We start from the raw sequence: 12,763 nt of genomic DNA, 5'->3' as shown, positions 1-12,763 counted from the left end.
CTTTATTCCCTTACTAAGGGCAAGGGTAGATTGTTTAACCCACATTTTTAATCTAGACAAGCTACTACTATTTTTTGAACTGTTGACTTCCGCAAAGCTAAATATTTAGGTCAGTAATTTTTGAGAATTAGATGTACCTAATTTTCGGATTTTTATGGTCAGTTATAAAGTTACTAATGTCAAAACACTCCACTGACCAATAATTGCAATTAACATTGATGCGATCGCTGGATAATTTAAGTCAATGGAGAGCCAAGGAAAAGTTGAAAATAGCCATAAATTTGAGTGATTATTAGGTGAAATTGACAGTAATAATAAAGCAATAGGTGGCAAAGAAATTAAACTATCTAATATTCCTACTGCCCAAATAGCAGGTTTTTTGACTTTCATCAACAATACAAATTGAACGATCGCTGCATAAATTAAAATTAAATTTAGGCTCAGAATTAAAGTTAAAATAGCTCGTAATTTAATTTCATTGTCATGCCAAAGTAAAATCCATGAACTCCAAATTAAACCAGTAATAACTAGGTTAATTCCAATCGCCACTAAAGCTGGACTTTTTTCACCCCAAATTAAGTCTTGTTTTAAACTAATAGCTAAACCTTTAACAATTGCAGTTTCATCATTATTAATTTGTTGATGTCTGTATCTTGCCCAATCTTGCACACTTTTTCTTTGAGGTGATAACAAAGCAATGACTAACAAAAACCAGAATAAGTTAATAGTGCAGAAGAAAATCAGTGAATTCCATAAAATGTAGCTTGATTTTTCATCATTGCCAATATTTATTAATAAGAACAATGGCAGTAGATAAAAATGGAAACATCCCATTAACCAATAGCTTTGTTCTTTACTAATAATTGTGGCATTAGGATTTCGGTAACGACGATTTACAGCTTTCCAAATCCAGTAGCTTCCCAAAATTAAACCTAAAATAATTATGGCAGCTACTATTAGTAAATATCTTATTCCATCAGTATCAATAAGAGCGTTAGTCTCATTAGTATATGATTCAATGATACCCATAATAGGAAACAAAAATATTCCGGTTATTGTTGCAATTAACCAAGCTTGAGTAACTCCTAAAAAGGCCAAAAGTAGTGAGGCATTGTAGAGAAAATAACAAACTGCAATTAAAACTCCATAAAATCCAAATAACCAAGATAAAGACAAACCAGATGATATATTTGCCCACAAATGTAGAGGAAAAAAAATAGCTGCTGCTAGGTAAATTAAAATTGGTACTCCTAATAATTTACCTAGCAAAATTTTATGACTAGATTGAGGACTAAGACGAATAAAATTAAGAGTACCAAGACGTTATTCTTTTGCTAGATCTGCTACTAACATATAGATACCGCCAAGTAAGGTCAAAGCAAACAAAATCCAGCTAAAAGTGACAAAGATATCTGCCCACCAATATGACCAGAGAGTACCAGTACAATCCTCTTCTGTGTATATACAATATCGGTGAGAATGGGCAGCACCATCAAAAGTCATCATAACAAGAAATTGGCAGAGGAGAGATGCAGATATGGCGATCGCTACATTTCTGGTTTTGAGGCGACCTTTAATTTCTCGGAATAATTGAGGATTCCAGTTAAATAAATTGTCTAATGGTTTAGATAACATAATTTATAACTCCAATGAGAAATTCTCCATGCTGAATTCTTCAATCTTTATTTACCTGTCAATAATTTCTGAGAATCGGATGCACCTAATTTTTGAATTTTTCGAGTTAGTAGGAAAGTTACTGAAATCAAAACACTCCACTGACTAATAATTGCTATTAACATTGGCGCGATAGCTAAAGAACCTTCGCCAATATAAAACCAAGGAAAAGTAGAGAATAACCACAAATTAGGGGAACTATCGGGTTTAATTGACATTAACAAAATTAGTGTAAAAAGTTGTAAAAAAATAAAACTACCTAGTATCCCTATTGCCCAAATAGCAGGATTTTTGATTTTCATTAGCAATAGAAATTGAGCGATCGCTGCATAAATTAAGATTAAATTTAAGCTCAAAATCAAGGTCAAAATAACTGGTAGTTTAATCGTATTATCTTGCCAAAATAAAATCCAGGAAATCCAAATTACAGCAGTAATAACTACATTAATTCCCATTGCTACTAAAGGTGGAATTTTTTCACTCCAAATTAAATCTTCTTTTAAACTAATAGCCGATCCTTTGATAATTTTAGTTTCATCATTATTGACTTGTTGATGTCTATATCTTGCCCAATCTTGTATGCTCTGTCGTTGAGGTGATAACATAGCAATTACTAACAAAAACCAAAACAAATTAAGAGTACAGAATAAAATCGGTGATTCTTGTAAATCGTCAGTAATACCTATCACTAACAAAAACAGTAGCAGATAGACTTGGGAACATCCCATTAACCAATAACTTTGTTTTTTGCTAATAACTGTACGATTAGGATTTCTGTAACGCCGATTTACAGCTTGCCAAATCCAATAGCTTCCCAAAATTACACCTGATATAATCATCGCACCAGTTCTTAGTAGAAAATCAGGAAAATGGGCACGAACTGCATAATCATAAGTATATGGTTGAATAATGGTTAGAAAAGGGTACAAAAATATGGCTGTTATGGCAGCAGCTAACCAAGCTTGACAACCTACTAAAAACACAAAAAGTATTGACGTATTGTAGAAAAAACAACAAACTGTTATTAAAATTCCATAAAATACAAAAAACCAAGATAAAGGTAAACCAGATGATATATTTGCCCACAAATGTAGAGGTAAAAAAATAGCTCCTGCTAGGTAAATTAAAATTGGTACTCCTAATAGTTTGCCGAGCAAAATTTTCTGACTAGATTGAGGACTAAGACGAATAAAATTAAGAGTACCAAGACGTTGTTCTTTTCCTAGGTTTGCTACTAACATATAGACACCACCAGTTAACATTAAAGTCAGCAAAATTATATTCAAAGTGCTGAAGATATCTACCCACCAATTAGACCAATCAATACCTGTACAATATCGTCCTACTTCGACACAATATGGATTATGGCGAGCAACATCTGTACCGTATGTTTGTGGAAGTCTTTCTAGGAAAACCATCATTACTATGAATTGGCACAGGAGAGATGCTGATATGGCGATCGCTACATTTCTAGTTTTGAGGCGACCTTTAATTTCTCGGAATAATTGAGGATTCCAATTGAATAAATTGTCTAATGGTTTAGATAACATAAGTTATAACTCCAAAGATTATAAAATTAATTTGCTTGCTGATGTCCGAGTTTCAGAAAAATTGCTTCCCAGGAAAAAGTGTATTTTACTTTCTATGTGTTTTGATAATGGAATCGGCCTCAGATTAATTTTTTTTCTAAGTCGTTATTAATTACTTAAACAGTAAGCATTCAGCAGTCAGCTATCAGCAATCAGCTTCTAAGATACATCTATAATTTCTGCCCATAAATTATATGAGTTGACAACTCAAATATATGGTTGAAAATGTAGTAGAAGTTAAAAGAACTCTTGCTTCATTCATTAAAGCTAGGAGCTGACTGCTAATAGCTGAATGCCTACCTTAAACAGACTTCAATATTATTCAGTTATTGAGTTCCTAATAATTTTTATGACTCTAAGAAATTTTCTGACTGTAAGAAATTTTGTCTGGTGAATTCTTCAATCTTTTTGACCTATTAGTAATTTCTGATAATCAGATGCACCTAATTTTTTGATTTTTCGGATTAGTAGTAAAGTTACTGATATTAAGACAGTCCACTGACCAATAATTGCTATTAAAATTGGTGTAATAGCTAAAGAATTGTTGAGAGCAAACGAAGGAAAAGCAGAGAACAACCACAAATCAGGATAAATATCAGGGTTAATTGACATTAACGTTAGTGCCAAAGGTTGTAGAAAAATAAAACCACTTACTATTCCTGTAGCCCAAATAGTAGGCTTTTTGACTTTTGTTAGCAATATAAATTGAGCGACCGCTGCATAAATTAAGATTAAGCTAAAGCTCAAAATTAATATCAAAATAGCTGATAGTTTGATCGTGTTATTTTGCTGCCAAAATAAAATCCAGGCAATCCAAATTACAGCAGTAATAACTAGATTAATTCCTATTGCTACTAAAGCTGGACTTTTTTCACTCCAAATTAAATCTTGTTTTAAGCTAATAGATAATCCTTTGACAATTGCAGTTTGATCATTATTAACTTGTTCATGTCTATATCTTGCCCAATCTTCTACACTTTGTCGTTGAGGTGACAACATAGCAATTACTAATAAAAACCACAACAAATTAAGAGTACAGAATAAAGCCAGCGATTCTTGTAAAACGTCAGTTGATTTATAGTCAATATTGTGTAGTAAGAAACATAGCATTAGATAGACTTGGAAACATCCCATTAAGCAATAGCTTTGTTTTTTATTAATAGCTGTAGCATTAGGATTTCTGTAACGACGATTTACAGCTTGCCAACTCCAGTAGCTTCCCAAAATTAGAGCTGAAATAATCATATGACCAATTCTTAAAGTAATTATCACACCAATTCTTATTAGTAGAACATTTCTTTCATGAGTACCAATAAGGGCGTTAATCTCATCACTATACCCTTCATCAATAGCAGCTATTAGAAGATAGAAAAATATGCCTGTTATGGCAGCAGCTAACCAAGCTTGACAACCTACTAAAAACGCAAAAAGTAGTGAGGTATTGTAGAAAAAACAACAAACTATTATTAAAACTCCATAAAATACAAAAAACCAAGATAAAGACAAACCAGACGATATATTTGCCCACAAATGTAGAGGCAAGAAAATAACTACTGCTAGGTAAATTAAAATTGGCACTCCTAATAGTTTGCCGAGCAAAATTTTCTGACTAGATTTAGGACTAAGACGAATAAAATTGAGAGTACCAAGACGTTGTTCTTTTGCTAGATCTCCTACTAACATATAGACACCGCCAATTAACATTAAAGGAAGCAAAATCAAACTCAAATTGTTGAAGATATCTAACCACCAACTAGACCACTCAATATCTGTACAATATTTTCCTACTTCGACACAATATTGACTATCACTGGTAACATATCTACCGTATTCTTGTGGAAGTCTTCGTAGATAATACGTCATTACTATGAATTGGCACAGGAGAGATAAAGAGATGGCGATCACTACATTTCTGGTTTTGAGACGACCTTTTATTTCTCGGAATAATTGAGGGTTCCAATTGAATAAATTGACGAATGGTTTAGATAACATAAGTTATAACTCCAAAAATTTTGAAATTAACAGGATTTACTCAAAGAAACCCGGTTTCTCCTAAATGTCTATTGTTAAAAATAATGGTTTACCGTAGAAACCGGGTTTCTGGGTTCTTCCTGGGTAAGTCTTAATTTGCTTGCTGATGTCCGAGTTTGAGAAAAATTTCTTCTAGGTCTTCTTGAGTACAATGGAAATTTGTGACTGGGATATTAGCAAGAATTAGCGATCGTAGCAAACTAGAAGAATCTTCGGGAGTTCCCGAAAATTGAACTCGTACTTGCTGACCCTCCGGCAAAACTTCCCAAGCGTCCACCCAAGGAAAATTTTTAATTTCCGTAATTAACTCTGATAACCCACTCATCACAGAAATCAAAATTTGCTGAGTGCTAAGACGTTGATAAAGTTCTTTGAGAGAAGTGCTTTCCACCAAATAACCTAATTCCATTATTCCCACCGAAGTGCAAAGTTCTGCCAAATCACTGAGAACATGGGAAGAAATGACTATTGTCATGCCTGCTTCTTGCAATGCTTTGATAATTTCCCGAAACTGCATTCTGGCAATGGGGTCTAAACCAGAAACAGGTTCATCTAATAATAGTAGCAGGGGTTCGTGAATAATAGTTCTGCCTAAACTCAGACGTTGTTTCATACCCCGGGATAGAGTAGAAATCATACTATTCCGTTTATTCACCAATTCGACCAATTCCAAGACAGTAAAAAGTCGGCGTGAACGGTAAGGTTCCCGCAAATTGTAAAGTCTGGCAAAATAGTCAAGATAATCCCACAAAGTTAGGTCGTCATATACCGGAAAGTCGTCTGGCAAAAAACCGAGGCGTTGTTTCAGGGTGGGGTTGGTATGGTCACGCAGTAGGCGTTCTCCACTGATATATATTTCCCCTATTGTGGGTTCTTCGGCAGTAGCTAACATTCTTAATAGGGTGGTTTTGCCTGCCCCATTAGGTCCAATCAGTCCATAAACTTCCCCAGTAGCTACTTGTAAATGGAGGTCGTTGACTGCTATATGGCGATCAAATTGTTTGGTAAGGCCACGAGTTTCAATTGCTAGTTCTTGTAGCATGACTGTTAAACAGAAGAAGGTAGGTTAAGTGGGTGGGTTGAAACTACCCTAGCCAATGTCTACAGGATTTGGCATTAAGATTTCGCAATGTTTAGGCGCATTATATTTTTGTGGTAATTCTGTTATGTTCATTACATTTTTCAATAATTTTGAGTATAATCTCTGGATATATAAAGATTGAATTTGTTAAGCGCTCATTGCTATATATGTGAAAATTTTTATTACTGAAGTCGTGCTTTTTCCATGACAGACTTAATATAATCCGTTTTTCCTGTTGTGTATGCTTCTCGATCGCTCGAAAAGCGTTGAGCAAGATTACGTTTTAATTGTGTATAGCGTGCTGCTTCATCTGGATGCTGACAAAGATAGTCTCGAAATATTAAACACTCCCATAATATGCTGTCTGCTTCGACGATATGAACATGATGAGTGCGTGGACTGTTAGGTGGTAGACCTTTGACAAAAAACATCCGTTGAGGATCGGGATTATCAAACCAATATTCATACCCCAAGAGTTTTAACTGAGGAATAGCTATTTGTTTTGCTTCCTCAAGTGAAGATACTTCAATCAATAAATCAATAATAGGTTTTGCTGCTAAACCTGGTACTGCTGTGCTGCCAAAATGTTCGATACGATGAATAAGAGATTCTCCTAAAAGTTCACGGATGTGTGTAGCTTCTTGCTGAAACATAAATTTCCAGTCTGGATTATGTTCGACGATAATAATTTCATCCATTTATCTATAAAATATTAACAAAAAACAGCGTTGGTAAAGCGCGTGTATGATATTAATCTTAATTCTTTAGGAGTCAGGAGTCAGGAGTCAGAACTCAAGAGTCAGGAGGGAAGAAAGAAGAAGAAACCCCGAGTAGAAGGAGAAAGTTTTTTTGCCACGTAGACGGAACGGAGTTCTATCGCGCTCTTATCCGGACATAATATAATACCTCTTTTCACCAACGGCCAAAAAACTAATACCAAAGTTATTAGGATAATATTATAGATCGGGACTTATGCAAGTGGATAATTATGTTGGAACCAATGCAGTCAATTACCCAACCAGATATTATTTATAATCAGGACTTACGCAAATTATTAGATAAAACGCTATCTGTAGAGGGCAAATGCCATTCGCCCCTACTAGATATGTCGCTTGGTGCGTAAGTCCTGATAATATAAGTACAATAACCAATTGAGAAAAGTTCCATGAAAAAATTGATTAATAACCCCAACGATCTAGTTCGGGAAAGCCTTCAAGGTATGGCGATCGCACACCCCGATCTAATTAAAGTCAACTTCGATCCCCACTTTATCTACCGCGCTGATGCACTGATAAAAAATAAAGTTGCCATCATCTCCGGTGGTGGGAGCGGTCACGAACCAATGCACGGAGGTTTTGTGGGGATGGGAATGTTAGACGCTGCTTGTCCTGGTGAAATTTTTACCTCTCCCACTCCCGACCAAATGTTAGAAGCTGCTAAAGTCGTCAACTCAGGTGCAGGTGTTCTCAATATTGTCAAAAATTATAGTGGCGATGTGATGAATTTCGAGATGGCAGCCGAACTTGGTTTCTCAGAAAATATCCGAGTCTTGAATATATTAATAGATGATGATGTCGCTGTCAAAGACAGTCTTTTTACTCAAGGGCGACGCGGTGTCGGGACCACAGTGTTAGCAGAAAAAATATGTGGTGCTGCTGCTGAAGCAGGTTATAGCCTGAAGCAAATAGCTGACCTTTGCCGGAAAGTCAATCTTAACGGACGCAGTATGGGAATGGCATTGACATCATGCACAACACCTGCTAAAGGTAGCCCCACTTTTGAGTTAGGTAATAACGAAATTGAATTTGGTATTGGCATTCATGGGGAGCCAGGGCGAGAACGAATGTCTATGAAATCTGCTGATGAAATTGTGGAAATGTTGGCTATATCTATTATTGAAGATGTAGGTTATAGTCGGATAATACGGGAGTGGGATGAGGATAAAGGAGAATGGCAGGAAGTGGAGTCGAGGGACCAACCATTTGAGTCTGGCGATCGCATCCTGGCTTTTGTTAATAGTATGGGTGGTACTCCTATTTCTGAGTTATATATTATTTATCGTAAATTAGTAGAAATTTGTGAACAAAAAGGACTACACATTGTCCGTAATTTTATCGGACCTTATATTACTTCCCTAGAAATGCAAGGTTGTTCTATTACTTTGTTGAAATTGGATGATGAGTTTATTAAATTCTGGGATGCACCCGTGAAAACTCCGGCATTGCGATGGGGTATTTGAGCTATTTAGGGTTTGCTTATGGAAAGTCTTTTTGCTGGGGTAGGAGACAGGAGACAGGAGACAACCCACCCCTAACCCCTCCCAGGAGGGGAAGACAGGAGAAATGGGAATAAGCGAGGAGGTAGGAATAAGAATTATCCCAAGATTGTTCTGCCCAATTATTTACAGCGGTTTTCATTTCAGTAGACCACAGTAGGGGCGAATGGCATTTGCGCTCCGCAAAGCTCCGAATGGCGTCCTTATATCATGTCCGGATAATTAGTGATGAAAAAATCTTCTCTTCTTCTTCTTTGTTCTTTCCTCTTTTTCTTCCCTCCTGTAGGGGCGTTAACGATAGTTATGCGCAAGCTTTCGGCCGTTTGCTTGGGCATACTTCTTAACGCCCCTACTCCTGACTCCTGACTCCTCATTTATAACTATTAGACATCTCCAAAAATCAAAAATAAAATCAATTCTTACCCAGAAATTATCAATCCTGTTCCCTGTTCCCTGTTCCCTGTTCCCTCTTTTCTGGAGATGTCTATTCAACCGGACATAATATTAGAGGGTTTTGCTTGTGAAGATAGATGTGGTTTATCAATCAGCAAAAGCGCTGTAAAGAATTATCAATTGTCAATGGCTTTGTTGCATGAAAGTATATAGCTGCCGTACTTGTTCCACATATGCGCGGAAACTGCTGTAACTATTGGACAATAGATAAATAGAACATCAATGTTTGAGGTGAAAAAGGCTGAAACTTTTACCTGTAAAAGCTTTGAGGTTTAATCAGCAGAGTCATAACTATTGGACAATAGATAAATTAAACATTAATAATCCCCAAATACAGCGATCGCTTTCTCTACAACGTAATAACTATTGGACAATAGATAAATTAAACATTAATAATCCCCAAATACAGCGATCGCTTTCTCTACAACGTAATAACTATTGGACAATAGTTAAATTGATTATCAATCATCCCCAAATATAGCGATCGCTTTCTCTACAACGTAATAACTATTGGACAATAGTTAAATTGATTATCAATCATCCCCAAATATAGCGATCGCTTTCTCTACAACGTAATAACTATTGGACAATAGTTAAATTGATTATCAATCATCCCCAAATATAGCGATCGCTTTCTCTACAACGTAATAACTATTGGACAATAGTTAAATTGATTATCAATAAATTCCGAAACACAGCGATCGCTTTCTCTACAGAGTCATAACTATTGGACAATAGTTAAATTGATTATCAATCATCCCCAAATATAGCGATCGCTTTCTCTACAGAGTCATAACTATTGGACAATAGTTAACGAAGTCAGAAGTCCCCAAGTCAGAAGTTATTTGTAACCAGGATTTGAGCAACTCTCCAAAAATATTGCGCCAGTCAAAGCGGGGTTGCGCGACCCATGTTATTTTGATAAATAGAACATCAATAATCCCCAAACACAGCGATATAGCTGCGGAATGGATGTTAAGAACGCTACTTTCATGCAACAAAGCCATTGTCAATTGTCAACTATCAACTGGTAATATTAGTATCTCAAGTAGTAATATTACCAATTGATAAACAAAATGACAGTTTCTTCAGAAAGTAAGGTAGGAATTGTACTTGTATCCCACAGTGCAAAATTAGCCGAAGCAGTGGCAGAACTAGCAAAACAAATGACCCAAGAACGAGTACCAATAGCGATCGCTGCCGGAATAGATGACCCAGAAAACCCTTTTGGCACTGATGTTCTGAAAGTACAAGAGGCTATAGAATCTGTTTATACTGATGCAGGAGTTGTAATATTCATGGACTTAGGCAGTGCCATAATGAGTGCTGAAATGGCCGTAGAATTGCTCCCCCTAGCCCAAAAAAATCATATTAAAATCTGTCCTGCACCTTTGATAGAGGGAGCGATCGCTGCAATAATTCAAGCTTCTTTGGGAGCCAATATTCAACAGGTAATAGCTGAAGCAAATGGAGCTTTAATGACTAAAAGTTCTCAGCTTAATGTTGATGAAGCTATCCCAATAAATATTGAAAATACTCAAAATAAAGATGACGAAACACTGTCAGAAAAAATCAAAATTACGGTAAAAAATTCCCTGGGAATTCATGCTCGACCTGCTGCCAAGTTAGTAGCCATAGCTAATAATTTTTCTGCTAAAATTAGTATGCAAAATTTGACTAAAAATAGTCATCTAGTCAATGCTAAAAGCATTAATCAAGTTATGAAGTTAGCAGTCAAAAAAGGGGATGAGATAGAAATACAAGTTACGGGCAATAAAGCTGTTGATGCTTTAAAAGCAATACAAGAATTAATAACAAACAATTTCGATGAAGAGGAAGTAATAGTCAAGAAAACACCAAAAATATTAACTACACCAGATGCAAATAATAAATTAGTAGGAACTCCAGCATCTCCAGGAATTGCCATTGGAAATGTAGTGCACGATCAAGCAGAAATTCTAGAAGAAGTTGAAGACTATCCTGTAGAAAATTCCGAGGCAGAGTGGCAATACCTACAGTTAATATTGCAAACTGCTAAACAGGAAATTCAGAGAATAATTGACAGTCTATCTGACCAAAATAAAAGTGATAATAATCAAACCGATATTTTTCAAGCACACCAATTATATATAGAAGACCCCACCCTGTTAGAGCAAGTAAATAAGCTCATTTTTGCACAAAATTGTTGTGCAGCAGTAGCATGGAAAACAGCTATTGAGGAAATGATAGCCACTTACCAAAAATTAGAAGACCCCTACTTGCAAGCGCGTGCCATAGATGTCAAAGATGTGGGAGGACGAGTGCTACAACTGCTTACAGGTACAAGTAGAAGAACTCTAAATTTGTCACAACCTGGTATTTTGGTGGCTCCAGACTTAACCCCCTCTCAAGCAACCCAACTGCAACCAAATTTAGTCTTGGGTATCTGTACTAGCGCTGGCAGTGTTACTGCCCATAGTACGCTGATTGCAAATATGTTGGGTATTCCGATGGTAGTGGGAGTAGGCGCTCAGTTATTGTCATTAACCCCAGGGTCTCAAATTGCCTTAGATGGGGAAACAGGTGAAATTTGGCTCGAACCGAGTCAGGCACAGTTGGAAGAGTTACAAGCAAAACAAGCGCACACTTCTAATAAATTTCAACAGACCCAAGAGGCAATTACTCAAGATGGCAAAAAAATTCCCTTGATGGCAAATATTCTGGGAGTAGCAGATACAAAATTGGCTCTGGAGCGAGGTGCTGAAGGAGTGGGTTTATTGCGGACTGAATTTCTTTATCTCGAACGCAACACAGCGCCAACAGAAGCAGAAGAATATGAAACTTATCGGGCGATCGCTGAAATTCTGGGAACTCGCTCTCTAACTATCCGCACCTTAGATATTGGTGGTGATAAAGTACTCCCCTATATTAAGCAGGAGTCAGAAGCAAATCCTGTTTTGGGATGCCGTGGTATTCGAGAAAGTTTAGATAATCCAGACATTTTGAGGAGTCAGTTGCGGGCAATTTTCCGGGTAAGTCACGGACATAATATTAAGGTGATGTTCCCAATGGTGACATCTGTGCAAGAAGTACGCGCGGCTAGGGAAATTTTGACAGAAGTTGAGCACTCACTTCTAGAACTTCCCTCTTTTCCTGGTGTGGGGAATATAAAAGTGGGAATTATGATAGAAGTACCAGCAGCAGCGATAATGGCTGACCAGTTGGCGCAGGAAGTAGATTTTTTCAGTATTGGTACAAATGATTTGAGTCAATATGTAATGGCGGCTGACCGCACTAACTCAAAAGTTGCTCATATTGCTGATGGTTTGGAACCTGCGGTCTTGCGGATGATTCAGCAAACTGTCATTGCTGCCCATCAGGCTAGCATTTCGGTGACTGTTTGTGGTCAGTTGGCATCAAGTCCGTTAGCAGTACCAATTTTGTTAGGGTTGGGAGTGGATGAGTTGAGTGTAGCTCCACCAGCAATATCTATGGTCAAGAAAGTGATTTCTCAGTTAAATGGGTCTCAGGTAGAAGCGATCGCTCGTGATGTGTTGCAGTTAGATGGGGCGAAGTCGGTTAAAGAGTATATTGTTGGTCAACTAGAGCTCGATATAGAATCTGGTTGAATAGTTATTGTATAGTTGGGAGTAGGGGAGTAGGGGAGTGGGGGAGTGGGGA

Annotated in this window: 10 protein-coding genes; 4 read left to right on the top strand and 6 right to left on the bottom strand. The window is 36.8% G+C overall.

Annotated features, from left to right (window positions below):
- Positions 1-162: 162 nt before the first annotated feature.
- The 6 genes from F6K27_RS13315 to F6K27_RS13290 all read right to left on the bottom strand — a co-directional run bounded on the left by F6K27_RS13315 (position 163) and on the right by F6K27_RS13290 (position 7,073).
- Positions 163-1,269, bottom strand: coding sequence for a hypothetical protein (locus F6K27_RS13315; protein WP_287276092.1), 1,107 nt, complete (start codon positions 1,267-1,269; stop codon positions 163-165).
- Between the two features lie 54 nt (positions 1,270-1,323).
- Positions 1,324-1,635 carry a hypothetical protein gene (locus F6K27_RS13310; RefSeq protein WP_287276091.1) on the bottom strand — a complete coding sequence of 104 codons (312 nt, stop codon included), beginning with the start codon at positions 1,633-1,635 and terminating at the stop codon, positions 1,324-1,326.
- Positions 1,636-1,682: 47 nt separating this feature from the next.
- Positions 1,683-3,224, bottom strand: a complete 1,542-nt coding sequence (locus F6K27_RS13305; RefSeq protein ID WP_287276090.1) for a hypothetical protein — start codon at positions 3,222-3,224, stop codon at positions 1,683-1,685.
- Positions 3,225-3,662: 438 nt separating this feature from the next.
- Positions 3,663-5,255 carry a hypothetical protein gene (locus F6K27_RS13300; protein WP_124155460.1) on the bottom strand — a complete coding sequence of 531 codons (1,593 nt, stop codon included), beginning with the start codon at positions 5,253-5,255 and terminating at the stop codon, positions 3,663-3,665.
- A 130-nt stretch (positions 5,256-5,385) separates the two neighbouring features.
- Positions 5,386-6,336, bottom strand: a complete 951-nt coding sequence (locus F6K27_RS13295) for an ABC transporter ATP-binding protein (protein WP_287276089.1) — start codon at positions 6,334-6,336, stop codon at positions 5,386-5,388.
- A gap of 221 nt (positions 6,337-6,557) precedes the next feature.
- On the bottom strand, positions 6,558-7,073 hold the full coding sequence (locus F6K27_RS13290) for a GrpB family protein (RefSeq protein ID WP_287276088.1): 516 nt from the start codon (positions 7,071-7,073) through the stop codon (positions 6,558-6,560).
- A gap of 30 nt (positions 7,074-7,103) precedes the next feature.
- Here F6K27_RS13290 and F6K27_RS13285 point away from each other — a divergent pair, with 30 nt between their 5' ends.
- The 4 genes from F6K27_RS13285 to ptsP all read left to right on the top strand — a co-directional run bounded on the left by F6K27_RS13285 (position 7,104) and on the right by ptsP (position 12,711).
- Positions 7,104-7,235 (top strand): hypothetical protein, encoded by a 132-nt coding sequence (locus F6K27_RS13285; protein ID WP_287276087.1) that lies wholly within the window; start codon positions 7,104-7,106, stop codon positions 7,233-7,235.
- Positions 7,236-7,540: 305 nt separating this feature from the next.
- Positions 7,541-8,614 carry a dihydroxyacetone kinase subunit DhaK gene (gene dhaK, locus F6K27_RS13280; RefSeq protein ID WP_287276086.1) on the top strand — a complete coding sequence of 358 codons (1,074 nt, stop codon included), beginning with the start codon at positions 7,541-7,543 and terminating at the stop codon, positions 8,612-8,614.
- Positions 8,615-9,368: 754 nt separating this feature from the next.
- The gene (locus F6K27_RS13275; RefSeq protein WP_287284264.1) at positions 9,369-9,584 is read left to right on the top strand and encodes a hypothetical protein; all 216 of its coding nucleotides are present in this window, start codon (positions 9,369-9,371) and stop codon (positions 9,582-9,584) included.
- A gap of 595 nt (positions 9,585-10,179) precedes the next feature.
- Complete coding sequence (gene ptsP, locus F6K27_RS13270) at positions 10,180-12,711, top strand: phosphoenolpyruvate--protein phosphotransferase (protein WP_287276084.1); 2,532 nt, start codon at positions 10,180-10,182, stop codon at positions 12,709-12,711.
- Positions 12,712-12,763: the final 52 nt, after the last annotated feature.

Source organism: Okeania sp. SIO2F5 (genome assembly GCF_010692685.1).
Classification (GTDB): Bacteria; Cyanobacteriota; Cyanobacteriia; order Cyanobacteriales; family Microcoleaceae; genus Okeania; species Okeania hirsuta.
The sequence above is the reverse complement of the archived record's forward strand: the minus strand, read 5'-3'. Positions and strand labels throughout refer to the sequence as shown.